The 15,933-nt window shown below is 66.6% G+C and carries 17 protein-coding genes; 4 read left to right on the top strand and 13 right to left on the bottom strand.

Annotation, left to right across the window (positions count from 1 at the left end):
- Positions 1-50 precede the first annotated feature (50 nt).
- The gene (locus tag RDCOP1_RS17555) at positions 51-1,583 is read left to right on the top strand and encodes a sugar transferase (protein WP_072703238.1); all 1,533 of its coding nucleotides are present in this window, start codon (positions 51-53) and stop codon (positions 1,581-1,583) included.
- Positions 1,584-1,595: 12 nt separating this feature from the next.
- Here RDCOP1_RS17555 and RDCOP1_RS17550 read toward each other — a convergent pair whose 3' ends face one another.
- The 4 genes from RDCOP1_RS17550 to RDCOP1_RS17535 form a co-directional block, all read right to left on the bottom strand.
- The gene (locus RDCOP1_RS17550; protein WP_072703235.1) at positions 1,596-2,201 is read right to left on the bottom strand and encodes a phosphoribosylanthranilate isomerase; all 606 of its coding nucleotides are present in this window, start codon (positions 2,199-2,201) and stop codon (positions 1,596-1,598) included.
- Between the two features lie 66 nt (positions 2,202-2,267).
- A complete protein-coding gene (locus RDCOP1_RS17545; RefSeq protein WP_231922888.1) occupies positions 2,268-2,525 on the bottom strand; it encodes a hypothetical protein in 258 nt (85 codons plus the stop codon).
- Between the two features lie 98 nt (positions 2,526-2,623).
- Positions 2,624-3,937, bottom strand: coding sequence for a glycosyltransferase 87 family protein (locus RDCOP1_RS17540; RefSeq protein ID WP_231922889.1), 1,314 nt, complete (start codon positions 3,935-3,937; stop codon positions 2,624-2,626).
- Positions 3,938-3,977: 40 nt separating this feature from the next.
- Positions 3,978-4,649 carry a pentapeptide repeat-containing protein gene (locus RDCOP1_RS17535; RefSeq protein ID WP_072703227.1) on the bottom strand — a complete coding sequence of 224 codons (672 nt, stop codon included), beginning with the start codon at positions 4,647-4,649 and terminating at the stop codon, positions 3,978-3,980.
- A gap of 402 nt (positions 4,650-5,051) precedes the next feature.
- On the opposite strand from RDCOP1_RS17535, the gene RDCOP1_RS17530 reads away from it, so the two are divergent.
- Positions 5,052-5,231 carry a hypothetical protein gene (locus RDCOP1_RS17530; protein ID WP_072703224.1) on the top strand — a complete coding sequence of 60 codons (180 nt, stop codon included), beginning with the start codon at positions 5,052-5,054 and terminating at the stop codon, positions 5,229-5,231.
- 226 nt (positions 5,232-5,457) lie between these two features.
- Here the strand turns inward: RDCOP1_RS17530 and RDCOP1_RS17525 are convergent, their stop codons facing one another.
- The 8 genes from RDCOP1_RS17525 to RDCOP1_RS17490 form a co-directional block, all read right to left on the bottom strand.
- On the bottom strand, positions 5,458-5,856 hold the full coding sequence (locus RDCOP1_RS17525) for a hypothetical protein (protein WP_072703221.1): 399 nt from the start codon (positions 5,854-5,856) through the stop codon (positions 5,458-5,460).
- 285 nt (positions 5,857-6,141) lie between these two features.
- A complete protein-coding gene (locus tag RDCOP1_RS17520) occupies positions 6,142-6,678 on the bottom strand; it encodes an MTB12 C-terminal domain-containing protein (protein ID WP_072703218.1) in 537 nt (178 codons plus the stop codon).
- 117 nt (positions 6,679-6,795) lie between these two features.
- Positions 6,796-7,152, bottom strand: coding sequence for a hypothetical protein (locus RDCOP1_RS17515; protein ID WP_072703216.1), 357 nt, complete (start codon positions 7,150-7,152; stop codon positions 6,796-6,798).
- Positions 7,149-7,853, bottom strand: coding sequence for an ABC transporter ATP-binding protein (locus tag RDCOP1_RS17510; protein ID WP_072703213.1), 705 nt, complete (start codon positions 7,851-7,853; stop codon positions 7,149-7,151). The genes RDCOP1_RS17515 and RDCOP1_RS17510 overlap by 4 nt, the downstream gene beginning before the upstream one ends.
- Entirely contained in the window at positions 7,850-8,563 is a 714-nt protein-coding gene (locus tag RDCOP1_RS17505) for an ABC transporter ATP-binding protein (RefSeq protein ID WP_072703210.1), read from the bottom strand. Before RDCOP1_RS17505 ends, RDCOP1_RS17510 begins: the two co-directional genes overlap by 4 nt.
- A complete protein-coding gene (locus RDCOP1_RS17500) occupies positions 8,541-10,664 on the bottom strand; it encodes a branched-chain amino acid ABC transporter permease (RefSeq protein ID WP_072703207.1) in 2,124 nt (707 codons plus the stop codon). The genes RDCOP1_RS17505 and RDCOP1_RS17500 overlap by 23 nt, the downstream gene beginning before the upstream one ends.
- Positions 10,664-12,055, bottom strand: coding sequence for an ABC transporter substrate-binding protein (locus RDCOP1_RS17495; protein WP_072703817.1), 1,392 nt, complete (start codon positions 12,053-12,055; stop codon positions 10,664-10,666). Before RDCOP1_RS17495 ends, RDCOP1_RS17500 begins: the two co-directional genes overlap by 1 nt.
- 338 nt (positions 12,056-12,393) lie before the next feature.
- A complete protein-coding gene (locus RDCOP1_RS17490; RefSeq protein WP_072703204.1) occupies positions 12,394-13,068 on the bottom strand; it encodes a PaaI family thioesterase in 675 nt (224 codons plus the stop codon).
- Between the two features lie 392 nt (positions 13,069-13,460).
- On the opposite strand from RDCOP1_RS17490, the gene RDCOP1_RS17485 reads away from it, so the two are divergent.
- Positions 13,461-13,745 (top strand): hypothetical protein, encoded by a 285-nt coding sequence (locus RDCOP1_RS17485; protein ID WP_072703814.1) that lies wholly within the window; start codon positions 13,461-13,463, stop codon positions 13,743-13,745.
- A gap of 60 nt (positions 13,746-13,805) precedes the next feature.
- Here RDCOP1_RS17485 and RDCOP1_RS17480 read toward each other — a convergent pair whose 3' ends face one another.
- A complete protein-coding gene (locus tag RDCOP1_RS17480) occupies positions 13,806-14,744 on the bottom strand; it encodes a PaaI family thioesterase (protein ID WP_231922890.1) in 939 nt (312 codons plus the stop codon).
- A 109-nt stretch (positions 14,745-14,853) separates the two neighbouring features.
- Between RDCOP1_RS17480 and RDCOP1_RS17475 the strand changes: the two genes are divergently transcribed.
- Positions 14,854-15,921 (top strand): potassium channel family protein, encoded by a 1,068-nt coding sequence (locus RDCOP1_RS17475; protein WP_072703198.1) that lies wholly within the window; start codon positions 14,854-14,856, stop codon positions 15,919-15,921.
- Positions 15,922-15,933 lie beyond the last annotated feature (12 nt).

Raw genomic sequence — 15,933 nt, 5'->3', positions numbered from 1 at the left:
CTGCCATCACCAACTCGGGGGACGGGGGTAAGTCGAAGCATGGGGCGGAAATGAGCATCGAAGCCGGAAGGACGCCGAAGGTGAGCGCCCTGTCCGCCCCGAGCCTGGACGCGCGGGGGGATTCCGCCGAGAGGCGGGGGACCCGCCGGCAATGGCAGACCATCCACGCAAGGCTGCTGTACCTGACCGACGCTGCAGTGGTATGTGCCGTTCTCGCGCTCGCGCAGTGGGTTCGGTTCGCCTTCGGTGATGTGCCGGAAGCCGGCATCCCCGGTTCGATACTGCTGGGCGCCGCCGTCGCAGGGGCATGGCTGGTCGCGCTGTCGATCGTCGGTACTCGCAAGCCCACCGTGATCGGGAGAGGCGAAGAGGAATACCGGCTTGTCACCAGGGCGACGCTCCAGTGCTTCGGATTCATCGCGATTCTGTCGTTCCTGCTCGAATCGTTCGTGATCGACCTCGATGCGGTGCGTATCTACCTCGGTGTCGCGCTGCCCCTCGGGTTGGTAGGACTGCTTCTCGGACGCCGTGGGTGGCGAAGGGAAATCGGCCGCAGACGCGAACGCGGTGAGTTCCGCACCTCGGTGCTGGTGATCGGGGGCGATCAGGCTGTCGAGGCGATGGTCGAATCGTTCACGCGCGACGCGGATGCCGGCTACCGGGTCGTCGGGGTGTGCACCCCCGGATATACCGGCAAACAGATCCGGACCCTCACCGCCGGTGGCCTCGACATACCGGTCCTCGGCGGGGAATCCGATGTGCTGCGCGCCGTCGAACTCACCGGGGCAGACACTGTGGCGGTAGCCACGAACGCCCAGTGGGGCAATTCCGATCTCGCAGACCTCGCCTGGGATCTCGAGCCGTACCGGGTGGATCTGGTGGTTGCGCCGGGCGTCACCGATATCGCCTCGCTCCGCTTGTCGATGTATCCGGTCGGTGGTCTTCCCCTCGTCCACGTCGAAGAACCCCAATATCGGGGATCCAACCGGATGGCCAAGACCGTCTTCGACCTCGTCAGCGCGACGCTCGCCCTGCTCGCTTTCGCACCCGTCATGCTCACGGTCGCAGCGCTGATCAAAATCCAGGATCGCGGGCCCGTCTTCTATCGCCAGGAACGGGTCGGGCTCAACGGAGCGACCTTCCGTATGTGGAAGTTCCGGTCCATGGTCACCGGCGCCGACAAGATGATCGACGTGATGCGCGAAGAAGCCGGCAGCGATCGCTCGGTGTTCTACAAGTCGTCCTCCGACCCGCGGATCACCCCGGTCGGCCGGTTCATCCGCCGGACGAGCATCGACGAACTGCCGCAACTGTTCAATGTGCTGAGCCGAGACATGAGTCTCGTCGGTCCGCGTCCACTCACGGTCGGGGAGGGGCTGGAGATCCCCCGGTTCGTCGACCGCCGAATGCTGGTGCGCCCGGGCATGACCGGGCTCTGGCAGGTGTCCGGGCGATCGAATCTGTCCGAAGCCGACCGTGTCCGCCTCGACCTGTTCTACGTGGCGAACTGGTCGATGGTGCAGGATCTCCTGATCGTCGCGAAGACGGTTCGTGCAGTGCTCGCGAGCGACGGCGCATACTGATCGGAGTTTCGATCAGCGCACGTCGGCTTTTCGTACCGCGTTCGCGAAGGCCGTCATCAGTTCGGGGCTCTTGATGCCGCGACCGGACTCGATGCCACTCGAGACGTCGACGCCCCAGGCTCCCGAGGTCTCGACCGCTCGCGCGACGTTCTCCGGGGTCAGTCCGCCCGCGAGAATCCATCGGCCGCGCGGGACGGCGCTGCGATCCTGCCAGTCCCAGGTCACCCCTGCGCCCGCGACCGCGCCGTCCACCAGAAGCAGATCGGCACCGAGGTCCTCGGACACCGACGCGCCCGCTCCGTTGTTCACTGCGCGGATGACGGTCAGTCCCGCGTCGTGGAGCAAACGCACGTCGTCTGCCGAACGCAGGTCGTGGACCTGTACGTGATCGAGATCCGCCGCACGGGCCGTGGCGACGATGTCGTCGAGTGACATCTTGACGTACACCCCGACCGCAACGGTTCGCTCCGTCACTCGCGATCGCAGTTTCGCGGCTTGTGCGGCGGAGACCCGGCGGGGACTGTCGGCGAGGACGAAGCCGACTGCGTCGACACCCAGATCGACGGCCAGATCCACCGTGGCCTCGTCGCGCAGCCCGCACATCTTGATGAACGTCATCGCCTGCCTTCCGTACTTACTCCCGTACGAGGATATGGGTACGGATTGCGGCGGGGAGCGGACGGTCTACGCCGCGAGGGCGACGGCCGAACCGAGCGAGACGGCCACGCTGGCGCAGCCGGGGCAGAGTGGACCGGGTTCGACGATCCAGCCGTTGGCGCGGGCTGCGGATGCGGCGGCGGTGTAGGTCTGTGCGAATGTCCGGTAGGAGTGGTCGCATCGTTCGCAGCGGAACGACCAGCGCCGGCTACCGAAGTGCTCGCTGTGCCGCGTCGCGCTCCCCTGAGTAGGGGTGACCATCCGGAGATCCGTCTTCTGGCGCACAGCTCGGCACCTTTCTGCTTCCGCGCGCCTCGCGCGGTGCGGACGCAATTTCTCCACAGTCAGATACCCATTTCGGCGCAAAAGAAATGAGGCGTGCGTCACATTTCTTTTGCCTCGTCGGCGGGAGAGGGCAGAGGACCGGTGCGCCGGGCGGTGTCGACCGCCGGGTCGGGGTCGACTTCGACGCTGTCACCGGCCGCCGGGTCCTGCCGAATCTGGGTCAGCGCTATCAGGAACCCGAACGCGATCGTCACGTACATGCTGCCGATCACGTGTTGCAGCAGCGCCCAGTCGAGCTCACGCCCGTCACCCGCCGGCAGCAGGTGGTGCGGTCCGATCAGGAAGATCAGACCGATACCGATGGCAGCGGCGATGCGCCGGCGAGTCGGGGCTTGCAGCACCTCGAAGGTGAGGACCAGCAGTGCGGGGGCCACCCAGACCCAGTGGTGCGACCACGACACCGGGGATGCCAGTAGCACCGCCGCCGCGTTCGCGAGGAGCGCGAGCACGAGGGCACCGCGCGCGAGGGCGAGCCGGATGGCAACGATTGCGACGACCAGCATGACGGCCGCAGCGCCGAGCCACAGCGCCGTCTCGAGCGGGTCGGGTGGGCCGAACCGTGCGACGACAGCCTTGAAGGATTGGTTCGCGGCGTAATACGCCGAACCGATTCGTCCCGTGTCCGGGAGGGCGTGCAGCCAGTACCGGGTCGACGCCTCGGGCATGAGCACGTAAGCCGCCGCAGAGAAACCGGCCGCCGAGACGACGATGCGTGCGCTGGTTCGCCAGTCGCGCGCAAGCAGGAAGAGCAGCAGGAAACCTGCGGGCGTCAGCTTGATGGCGGCGGCGAGCCCGATGAGCACCCCGCGCGGCCACTTCGGTTTCACGGCCAGTACGTCGACGGCCACCAAGGCCATCAGGACCATGTTGATCTGGCCGAAGCTGACAGTTTCCCGCACGGGTTCGAGTTGCAGTGCCACGGCGACGGCGACCGCGGTGACAACCCAGGAGACGCCGTCGGAGAGCCCGGGCCGTACCCGGCCGAGCACCAGTCGCAGGGTCACCACCAGCGCCGCGACGGACACCATGCCGAACACGTATTTGGCGAGCGTGACGGGAAGCAGCGCGAGCGGCACGAACAGGACGGCAGAGAGCGGCGGATAGGTGAAGGGCAGGCCGAAGTCGTCGACCACCGGCGGGATCGGGCCGTAGATGTCCCCGCCGTCGAGGAGTACCCGCGCACCCATGCGGTAGACGAGCAGATCGATGTAGTCGTTACCTACGAGGAATGCGATCGTCGAGGCGATCGAGAGGGCGACGATCACCGCCAGCAAGGTGGTGTGTGCGCGAAGGTCGAGGGCGAGCCCGGTCGGCGGGCGGTCGTCTTCTCGCTTCAACCATAAATGTCGCACTCGACGACTTTACTGATCTTTCCTCGATCTTCGGGCAGCCTCAGTGCTCGATTCGGATACCGAGGTGCGCGGCGAACAGGCCCGACAGCGACACGGCCTGGTGCCCGGTCATCGTCGATCCTCTGAGTCCGTCCAGATTTCGGATGGTTCCGATCTCCAAGCCTCGAAAGTCGACGTGCGCGAGTGTGGCGCGATTTACATCGAGATCGCCGACCCGGCTGTCCTCGAATGCCACCCGCATCAGGTTCGCTTCGGCCAAGTCGAGTTCGTCGATGATGCAACCCCGGAACAGGACATCGCGCAGGTTCCCCGCGCGCAGGTTTATCAGGCTGATCTTCGAGTCGGTCACCACCACCGAGCGCAGCGACGAGTCGTACATGTCCATGGCTCCGATCCGGCTGCCGTCGATCCGCACGTTGTGCAGCGCGCTGCGCGCGGCGGAGAACCTCGGGGCGTTCACACGCTCGATGTGGGTGTCGATCATTCGTGCGCTGGTGAAGTCTGCGTCGTCGATCGAGACCCCGCTGAGTTCGCACTCGGACAACGTGACGCCCGCAAGGTCGCGCCCGGACAGGTCGGCATCCGAGTACCGCATGCGCTCGAAGGTGCTGTGGGCGGCCAGGGCGTCGGCGTCCCCGTCGTCGAGGCCGACGGCCCGGCGGTTGTCGATCTTGGGTGGCTTCGGCGAGGACTGGGTGGCGCGAGTGGTCATATCCCCCAGTGTCGCGGGTGGGGGACCGATGCAGACCCGTACCCACCCCGCGACTGCCCGCCGGCCGTCTGATCTTCACGCACACACCGGGTCGAACAGGCCGTGTGTTCGAACATATGATCGAAAGATGAGGTTGTATCGAATCGCCGCCGGCTGGGCCGAACCTGCGCCCGCCCGCTGCCCCAACGGGCATCGGCTCGGGCCGAACCGGACGCTGGTGGGCTCGCAGGTGTGTGACTGCGGGGTGATGCACCGGACGCACGCGTGCCGTTTGTGCGATGCGGTGGTCTACACCCCGCCACTCGGGGGTCGCTGTCGAGCGCGTGCATTCGACGAGCGGTGATCAGTGAATTCCTACACAACGGTGGACAAACGGATTTATCGTGTTCGCGGGAGGAAGCGATGGCACTCGTCAGGCGAGGGGTGATCGCAACCGCGGGAGCGGGTGCGGTTCTGTTGCTGTTCACGCCGGTCGCCGCTGCGGCGGAATCTGGCGAGACGGCCGGCTCGAGTGCCATCGGAGTCGTCGAGATCGTGAGCTGGGCGATCGCGTTCCTTGCGAGCGCTCTCGGCATCGTTTGAGCAGGGAAGCCCCGCCAGCGAAAGAGGGGAGGAGCCGGCGGGGCCCTGCGCTGTATCTCCATGTGTGTCGGGGAGGACTTCTGGAGACACGGCCACGTGAATGTGGCCGTCGAGGAGCTTATGACAATTCTGCATACCGGGTCCAGCATCGAGACGAAACCGATACCCAAATCGGTTGCGGGGATGTCGGATAGCGGTTGCGAGACATCTCGGCGAGGAGTAGCGACTAGAGCTGATTCCGCGGCTCCGGAGCCGGCGCGCTCACGTCCTCGTGCTGGTGGGGCAGTATCTGCTGCGGCATTGCGCGTGTCTCGTCGGGGTGGAGGCTGCGAGACACCGGTCGCGCTCGAAGCGCGCGTCGACGGCGTCCGAGCGCGGACGTCCGGAAACCCCACGCCGAGATGACCAGGGCCACTCCGGACAGCAGGTCTGCCTCGGTGAGTCCGTGATCGGGCGTGACCGAGTACAGCACCCGGCCTTCCAGCATGCCGTTCATGAAGAACCAGAGGACGGCCGCGACGGCCGCGGCAAGACTCGACAGCGTGTGGGGTCGCGCGAGACACCACGTCGACGCCGCGAACAGCGAGCACATGGCGACGAGCGAGTAGAACAGGGCATGCTGCACGGGGCTCCCCTTCTCGTTGCCGACGGCGGTGTCCCACTGTACTGGGTGCGTCGATCACGGATCGGTGCGCGGAGCGGCCCGAGGCGGTCCACGGCACGACCGGGGAAGTGCCCCCGGGGAATTCGGCTGGTCTCGGCTACCCGGGGAGTGTGGTGTAAGTCGCAGTTGCAGTCCGGTCGCGAACACCGGGCGTGTCGGCGCCGTCCCGTGCGGAACCGGAACGGCGCCGAGCTACGTCGTCACCCGGGCGTCGACCGTTGCGCTGCCGTGACCGTTGTGCTGCCGTCAGCAGCCCGGGACCGCGCTGCCGTCTCCCTGAATCGCCAGAAGTGCACAGAACGTCGCTGCACTGACTTTCCACGTTCCGTCCTGCTCGACAGCCTCGCCGGACTGATCGGGCAGCACCGGGGCTCCGTTCATCAGCAACGTCCACGAAACCGTGGCGGTGCCGTCGTCCGCGACCGTCACTCCCTCGACCGTGGCTGTCGTCGCCGAGGCCTGCGGGTCGGCGGCCATACCCTCGAGCGCGGGAAGGAAGGCGTCGCCGTTCTCCACGACGGTGGCGCGAGTCGCCGCCGGGGTCGTTCCGTCGAAGAACGTCACATAGGACGCCGTCACGGCTTCGGTGGTTGCGGTGTCGGCAGCTGCTGCCTCCGCGATGGTTTCGGTAGTGGTGGTATCTGCCTTCGTGGTCGCGCTGGACACGGAGGTGTCGCGGGCGACCGTGTCGTCGCTCGAATCGCTGCAACCTGCGACGACTGCGGCGGCGATGGCAATCGAACCGCAGACCGCCAGCGCACGACGGGAAATCGAGACGCGCATGTGAGTCCTCTCCGGGTGCCGGACGGTTTCCGTCACCCTGTTCGACCGGCAGTGGAATCCCGCTGCCGGAGTCGGTGCCGTGGACGTGACGAGAATGCGGTCACGACCACGGAGTCGTTACGACGAGCCGTCCTTCCGATGGGGCACCCCGTCGGCGAGAACCGCAAGGTCGAAGGCTTGACGCGCCATCCAGAACCGGAGGAATCCGGTGAGCGAATACCGCAGGAAGACAGCGGAACCCACAACGGTCACCGCGACGCCGACGATCGCGAGCACGATGGCGTCGCGCTGCACGAGGGCGTCGGAGGTGTTGTGCGACAGGAAGTACGACACCACACCCAGGATCGGGCCCGCCACCATGAGCGTGAGGCCGAGGCGCAACCAGAGATCGTGGCGTCCGGCGGCCGGGTCCGGGATCTTCAGTTCGGCGAGTTCTCGGGTGAATCGGTCGGCACGGTCTTCGGTGGAGGTCATGGCGCACTTCCTAGGTAGAGGGATGCCAGTTCGGTACGTAGGTCTTCCGGATGTCCCTGTTTCTGGATCCGTCCACGGACCAGGACGGCGGCGTGGTCGGCGAAATCCAGTACCGCGTCGGCGAACTGCTCGACGACGAGGACGCCCACCCCACTGCGGGCGATCTCCGAAACATGGTCGTAGAGTTGGGCGACGATCATCGGGGCCAGGCCCATCGACAGTTCGTCGAGCAGCAGCACCGCGGGGTCGGTGGCGAGACCGCGGGCGAGCGCGAGCATCTGCTGTTCGCCGCCGGAGAGTGTTCCGGCGGTCTGGGAGACGCGCTGGGCGAGGATGGGAAAGCGCGAGAACGCAATCTCTTCGACCTCGGCCCGAGGACGACCGGTGAACGTCATCATCCAGAGGTTGTCCCGAACCGACATGTTGGGGAACACCCCCCGGCCTTCCGGGATCAGGCACACGCCCGCACGGGCCAGATCCCGGGGCGCGACTCCCGTTGCATCGCGGCCACCGAGTAGTAGTCGACCGGACGAGACCGGGTGGACCCCGGCGGCGACCCTCAATGTGGTGGTCTTGCCGGCTCCGTTGGGACCGAGCAGGGCGACCACCCGCCCAGGGGCGACGCTCAGGTCGATTCCGTGGAGAACCGTGATCGCGTCGTATGCGGCTCGGACGCTGCGCATTTCGAGTACGGCGTTCATGACTTCCCCAGATAGGCTGCGAGCACGGTCTCGTCACGGCGGATCACGCCCGGTGGCCCAGCCGCGATGATTCTTCCGAGGTCGAGCACGTACACGGTGTCGCACACGCTCATGACGAGTTCCATGTCGTGCTCGACGAGCAGGACGGCGGTCCCGTCGGCAGCGAGTGTCCGCAGGAGTCCGGCGAACAGTTCCGTTTCCTGGACGTCCTGGCCCGCTGCCGGTTCGTCGAGGAGGATGAGTGACGGACGCACGGCAAGTGCCCGCGCCACCTCGACGAGCCGTCCCATGCCGGTGGACAGCGAGTCCGCGGTGGTGTCGGCGAGGTGCTCGATTCCCAAGCGGGCGAGGATCTCGTCGGCGATGTGCCCCGCGTGTCGTCGTTCGGGACCCAACTCTGCTGCGACGCGCAGATTGTCGCGCACGCTGAGGCGGCCGAACAGTTCCAGACGCTGGAACGTGCGGGCGAGTCCGTGCCGTGCCCGGCGAGCGGGACCGGCACGGGTGACGTCCCGGCCGTTGAGGGATACGTTGCCCGACAGGGGTTTCCGGAGCCCGGAGATCACGTCGAACAGAGTGCTCTTGCCCGCACCGTTGGGGCCGATCAGGCCGGTCACCTGTCCGCGTTCCGCGTTCAGTGCGACGCTGTCGAGCGCCCGGTGCCCACCGAACGCGACCGAGATGTCGTCAACTGCGAGTTGTGACGGCACGATCGAGCACCTCCTCGTCCTCCGCAGTCCACGGCCGCTTCACGCCCCACCACTCCACGGGGATCTCCTCGATTTCCGGAACTGTCCTGTGGCGGGCGGCAGCCCAACTCCGTGCGGCCAGCACTCCGCCGACGATCCCGAGGATCAGTACGTATCCGTTGATCACGTCCGACAGCCGAAGCAACCAGAACAGCAGCACCCAGCCGATGACGACGGCGACCACGAGCGGATCACGGAAGACCGGTTCCCAGTGTCGCCGCAGCGATGGGACGACGCCGTCGTCCACCGCGCCGGAACCGTAGGCGAGACCCGCGGCGGCGGGTGCGACCTGTACGAGATTCTGTGCAGCGGGCCACAACGCGACGATGGCGTTGAACGGTCCGGCGAGCATCGACCCGGTGAACAGGCCGTTCCCGACGACGCCGAGCCCGCCTACTACCGCGATGAGGAAGATCGACAGTCCGGCAACAAAATTGAATTGGTCGGCGGCGACCGATTGCAACTGCATCCCGTACAGTGCGCCGCCGAGGCCGGCGATCCCCGCCGAGATCGCGAAGACGACGATCTTCGTCAGAAGCAGGCTCCCGCCGAGTGTCGCGTACGCGGCTTCGCTGTCGCGCAGGGCGATCAAGCGCCTGCCGAGGCGGCCGCGGCGCAGTGCCGCGACACCGGTGGTGACCAGCGCGAGGCAGACGGCGGAGAACACCGTCAGTTCGGCGGGAGTGTCGACCCGCATCCCGAACAGGGACGGGCCGACGAGTTCCACCGACCCCTGATCGAACAGCGCGACCTCGACACCGAACAGTTCGAAGGACGGCAACGAGAAGATCCACCGGTCGAGGACCACGGCGATCGCAGCCGTGCCCAATGCCAGGTACACCCCCGACAACCGGAGAGCGGGTACGGCGACGACGGCTCCTGCCACGCCCGCGACGACCACTGTTGCGATCAGCGCCCACCACTGCCCGTCGCTACCGAGGTGTGCGCACACGATCGCACCGACGCCCGCCATACTGAGCTGGCACAGCGAGATCTGGCCGGCGTATCCGACGAGCGGGACGAACGACAGTGCGATCACACCGAACGCGAAGATCTGCCCGTAGGTGACGAGGTCGCCCGCTCCGAGCACGGTGGCAAGAACGAGACCGAACGCCACGATCACCCCGGCGAACACGAACGTTCCTCGTACCGACGGGATCGGCACCGGGCTCAGGTGACGGTCGCGCCCGCGCAACCGTCCGTGCGGGAACAGCAGCAGTGCGAGCAGCAACACGATCGCGGGTGCGGCGAGCCGCAATCCCGGCAGATACTCGTTCTGAGGCAGGTAACCGGCCAGATACGCTTCCATGCAACCGATCACGATCGCACCGACGAAGGTCATCGGCAGACTCTTCAGCCGCCCGAATATTGCTGCGGCATAGGCACTGACGATCAGCAGCGACAACTGGGTGGCATCGAGCGCCACCATCGGGGCGATGAGGATTCCACCGAGGGCCGCCAGCGTCGTGCCCAGTATCCACGCGACACGGTTGGCGCGAACCGGGTCGGCGCCGGTGAGCCCCACGAGTGCCCGGTCGTCCACCGTCGCACGCATTTCCGCGCCCGTGCGGGTGTTGAACATGAGCAACCGGAGCCCGAGCGCCACCGCTACTGCGACCACCGTCGTCAGAGCCTGGTGCCACGAGACCGTCGCCGCGCCGATGTGGAAGGAATCCTTCTCGGCGAAGAACGTCGGGAGCGACCGGGACTTGTTGGGGTCCCAGATCCACCGGGCGACGGCGATCAGACCGCTGAGCAACGCGATCGTCATGACGAGTCTCTCGGCTTCACCGAGGCGCTGGACCGGTCTCATCAACTGCTCGACCAGCAACCCGAACGCAGGCGCGAGTACGGCCAGCACGGTGATTGCCGACAGCCATACCGGCCAGCCCCATCCGATGCTGAGTTGCCAGTAGGCGAACGCGGCCATCATTCCGGTGGCGCCGTGCGCGAAGTTGAACACCCCGGTGGTCGTGTACGTCACCACCAGCCCGCTGCTGATGATCGCGTAGATCGCAGCGGTGCTGAGGCCGACGATTCCGAAGGTGACGAACTGTTCCATTACCGGATGTCGCCCATGGTCTTGCCGACGTCGGCGAGGGTCATCGGCACGCCGTAATCACCCGGGTATGCGAACGGCGGTGTGCTGCAACGGTAGAAGCCGTTGTCCGCTCCGAAGTCGGGCGAGATCCAGCCGTCGGGTGTGGCTTCCTGGACGTTGAAACACGGCTGTGGCGGAACAGGATTCGCGAGGTCGCCGGGGGCGTGGAGGCCGCCGCCGGTCCATGCGCCTTCCTGTAGTGCTGCCTCGTAGACGCAGGCGCGGGTGAGGTCGTCGCCGCAACTCGTGGCCGCTTTCGCGAACAGTGCCCAGGCGGACATCGCGCGCAGCGCCGGGAAGGTGATCTCGGCGTCCGGCGCGTACTGGGCATACATGTCGAGCACCTGCTGGACGGCGGGAGCATCGTCGGCGCTGCTCAAAGGAGCGCTGCCCCCGAGGTCGACGTAGTTGTTCTGGAAGTCGGCCGACTTCCCGAGCAACTCGATGAACGAATCGTTGTACGCGTTGTTGTTGGCGTCGATCCAGTCGAGCTTGTAGTCCATCCCCGTGAGCACTTCTTCGAGCTTGGCGAGTTGCTTGAAATCGCCGTAGAAGACCAGTCCGCGAACGTTTTTGCTCTTGATGGACTGCGCATACGGGGTCCAGTCGGCGACGCCCATCGCGGGGTACAGGTCGTTGTAGGTGAGCGTGCCGCCCGCCGCGGTGATGCCGTCGACGGCTTGTTGCCCGAGGTCGCGGGTGACGGGCGAATCGCCGTTGATGATGCCCACCGAGCCGGCGGACTCCGGGTACTTCTCGGTGATGAGCCACTCGCGGAAGCCGTAGTAGGGGTCGTAGCCCGGAACCCGGCTGGGGGAAGCGCTGATCTCGAGATCGGCGCCCACCGCCTGCGTCTGCGAGACCTGGGCGGGGTAACTGGGCAACAGGCACGACAGTCGTTCCTTCACGCCGAGACCGTCGAGGGCTGCGCCACCGCCGACGAGGGCGAAGTCCTCGCGGCAGGCCTCGATCATCCGCTGCCGGACTTCCATCAGCTTCGCGTCCCGGGTTTCGGGGACGAGAGTGCGACCGTTGATGCCGCCTGCCGCGTTGCACCATTCAGTGAATACGTTTGCAGCGTCGACGAATTCGGAGTTCTTGGTGAATCCGACGTCGGAGAGGACGCCGACCCGGATTTCGTCGGCGGTCACGCCTTGGGCGGACGCAGCCGTCGCGTCGCCCGGTCCGCAGACGTCGCTCAGGTCGCCGAAATCGCCCGACGCAGATTGCGCGGTACCGCTGTCGCCGCGTGACTCGCTGTCCCCGGATCCGCCGCTCTCGCTGCGCCCGCTGCACCCTGCGGCGAGCACGGCGGCCGCCGCCAGTGCGACGAGCGTCCGTTGTGCTTTCAAGTCTGCCTCCTTCACCGGGCCGTGAGGCCAGCGCTGTGAACGGGTGACCCGGCGCCCGAAGCCTTACTCGGCCGGTGTCGGGCATGATGCTTGCACAGGAGGGGAATCTTCTTCTCGTTTCCAGAGAATCAGGCAGAACTTTTTCCATGCTCGACGAGACACGCGTCGCGCGACGTGGTAGTGAGTCTTTTCGTCCCGGAAGCAACGATCGACGCGGCTCGGGTGTCGTCGGACTATTCGTCCTGGTCACGCGCGGGATCGGCGAATGCTGCGCGCGGTCGTGGCCGCGCGCCCGGTGCGTCACCGGCGGTCTTCGGTACCGGCGGTGACGCGTGTGGTTACCTCGTCTGGTTGCGGTCGCGGCCGTCCTCGACGGGCCAGTGGGGCTTGATGAAGATGCCTTCTGCTTCGACGCAGATCCCGTGCGGCCCCGAAATGTGTCCGGTGACGAATGCCTTACGTCCTTCGGTCCGGTCGAGTTTTGCTTCCCCGTGCAGATCGCCGAGAGGGGTGGGTTTGCGGTAGCGAAGAGTGAGCGTGCCCGTCATTCCGGGTGAGCCACCCACCCGCGCCGCGTCACCGAGCAACTGATCCAGGACGAGCGCGGAGACTCCGCCGTGTGTGTGTCCGGCGGGCCCTTCGAAACCGACATGCAGGTGGAAGTCGGCCCACACGCGACCGTCGGGATCGTGGTTGATGCGGTGCAGCGGGGCGATCGCGTTGCGCAATCCCATCACTGCGTTGCCCCACACCCGGAAGTTCCCGTTGTCGTTGAAGCGGGTTCCGAAGGGGTGGTCCTCCTTCGTGCGCCCGAGCAACTCCATCGCGGCTGCCAGGTGCTCCCGCGCCTGTCGCACGTCGTCGTCACCGGCCCGGGTCTGCACGGCAAGCGGGATCAACGCGCGGACGTCGTCGGCGAGCGGACCGTACAACGCGGCCTGACGAGCGATTTCGTCTTCGGAAAGCCCGTCGTTGACGAAAAGGCGGGCGACAGCGTCGAGAGCATCGGTCATCGCGGGATCTCCGGGTTCGTGTGAGTGGCCACCGGTAGTCGACCGTGTCCGTGAGCGGAGGTCAAACTGCTGTGCCGATGGCCGGGAACGTGCGCCCGAAACGGTCGGGAGTGCGGGGAACCCCGTCGGCGCATTCGAGGGGAGGGTGCCGACGGGGTCCGGCCGCCGCGTCAGAGGGGAGGAGACGCGTACAGCGCGTTGCGGGAAGGCAACTGTGCGACACGCTATACGCCCATCGGTCGCGCTGCCGGGATATGCAGGATGATCGGCGGGGTGAATTCCGGGTTCCGCGAGGGAAAGCGGTGCGTACAGGTCTCGCCGAGGCGCGACACGCAGACCGTCCAGGGTGCACGATATAGCGATACACATCCGCCGTTCTCATGGGAGCACGCATGCCGGCGAAGCAATCGACCGATTCTCGCGACCGCAACGGCCTCGGGAACGTTTCGCTGGTGGCCGGCGTCGTTGCCGCGCTCACTGCGTTCGTTCCGATCGTCGGCGACTTCGTCTCCGTTCCCGCAGGCCTGATCGCGGTGGTGTGCGGGTGGATCGGTCTCCTCCGGATCGAGAAGGGTCTGGCGACAAACTACGTCGAGACCGTCGTGGGCACGGTGCTCGGTACGGGCGCACTGTTCGTGTGGTTCATCATCTTCGCGGCCACCCACGGCTCGGGGTGACCGCTCTCGATCGCCCATTCTCGGGTGGGTGTGTGATCCGCGCGCCGGATGGGGATCCGCTTACGAATCGGCGTGAGCGGATCCCGTTTCGCCGCGCAGATCGGGTGCGGGCGGACGTTGCAAGGTCACCGTCGTCAGCGCGAGCAGTTGATCGTCGGCACCCGCGTCGACGAGACGCACGCTGATCACCGAGTGGTCGGCGCTGTCGCGGATCACGGTGCCGTAGGACCTGGCGGGGCCCTGCCGTACCTGCGACAGGAAATGCATCTGGATGTCGGTCGGCACGAGATCGGGCCGCATGGCCTGTGCGGCCGATTCCGCGAGCAACGCCTGGGCGCCTCCCTGGATCGTGCCGATCATGTTGGCTACGAACGGGGTTCGGTCCAATTCCAGGACGCCTTCGGCCGCGTCGAGCGTTCGCATGCCGAGGCGTTCGTAGATGCTCCCGTCGACGGGCGCGGACGGATACTCGCGGTCGATACCCACCCATTCTCCGGGTGTGTAGTAATCCGCGTCGGGCGCGGCCGTGCGCGGGAGCCGGGCGAAAGTGACGAGTGCGCGCGCTGCAAGCATCGGCCCGTCCTCGTCTCCGGCGTCGAGCGCGGCGATGAGGTCGTCGAGGTCGGTGGTGCCGCGTGCGTCGTACACATTCGCCGACACGTGGATCATCTTCTTGCCGATGCGTACGAGTTCGGCGTCGATGACGATCGGACCCTCGGTCAGCCATCCGGTGGCATGGAGGGTGAGATCCTGGGTGGCGACCCAGTCCTGCCCGCAGGCAGCGAGCGCCGGACTCGACGTGACGATGTCGACCAGGGTGGTGAGCACTCCGAGCGACGCCGAATCGGCACCGGAACGCAGTTTGTCGGTGAGCAGCGAACGCATCACGGCGCGTTCCTTGGTGACGAGCCGGGAGAGCAGGCCGAAGTCGGACGAGAAGGTGTGCCGGCTCATCACCAGCAGTGAGGAGCCGTCACTAGAAACTTCATTCTCATTCATGAGAATCATATTGCCACTCAGGTGTGGTTTCGCGCTATTGCGTCGCCCGCGGACGGGCGTACTCTGCAATTCTGCATCTCCGCGCGTGCGACACATGACGGGAGCCGGAGTGGCCGGAAGCCTACGCGCCCGGCCGAGCCGTTCGGGACCGCCACCCGAGCGCCCGGCCTACACATTGGTCGGTACCGTGCGCGTACCCCACGTTTTCCTCGGTCCGACGCGGCAGATCGCGAGGCGGATCGGTTACGCGACCGCCGTGCTGGCCGTGGCGGTCGTGGTGGTGTACCTCGGACGGAGCGGCTTTCGCGACGTCCAGGGCAACCCGCTCTCCTTCATGGACTGCGTCTACTACGCGAGCGTGTCCCTCTCGACCACCGGCTACGGGGACATCACCCCCGTCACTCCCGGCGCGCGGGCACTCAACGCGCTGGTCGTCACGCCGTTGCGGATCATCTTCCTGATCGTCCTCGTCGGCACGACTCTGGCCGCGTTGACGGAGGACTCCCGGCAGGCATATCGCATCCAGAGATGGAGACGGCGTGTCCGCAACCACTACGTCGTCGTCGGGTACGGCACCAAGGGGCGGACGGCCGTCGACGCGATGGTCAGCGACGGGATCGCGCCCTCCGAGATCGTCGTGGTGGATACCGATCGGATGGCCGTCGAGACCGCCGGGCGCCGGGGCCTGGTCACCGTCCAGGGGACGGCGAGCCGGTCGGACGTCCTGCATCTCGCCGGAGTCCCGCGAGCCACAGCGGTGATCGTGGCGATCGACCGAGACGACACCGCCGTCCTGGTCACCCTCACCGCCCGGGAACTGTCCGGGACCGCTCGTATCGTCGTGGCGGCACGCGAGGCGGAGAACACCGCGCTGCTGCGACAGTCCGGCGCCGACACCGTGGTCGTCTCGGCGGAAACCGCCGGGCGGCTGCTCGGCGTCGCCAGGACCACCCCCAATGTCGTGGAAACGATCCACGACCTACTCACCCCCGAAGCAGGATTCGCAATGGCCGAACGGAGTATCGAACCCGAGGAGGCAGGAATGTCACCTCGGGCTCTGCACGATCTCGTAGTGGGCATCGAGCGCGACGGGCGGCTTCTGCGCGTCGGAACCGCCGATGTCGACGTCCTGCGCGGCGGCGACCGCCTGCTGTATCTGCGTCATGTCGCCGGCTGACCACGCGCGCAG

Origin of the sequence: Rhodococcus coprophilus NBRC 100603 (genome assembly GCF_001895045.1) — a bacterium.
In the GTDB taxonomy this organism is placed as follows: domain Bacteria; phylum Actinomycetota; class Actinomycetes; order Mycobacteriales; family Mycobacteriaceae; genus Rhodococcus; species Rhodococcus coprophilus.
Note: the sequence above shows the minus strand (reverse complement) of the source record. Positions and strands in the feature narration are given on the sequence as shown.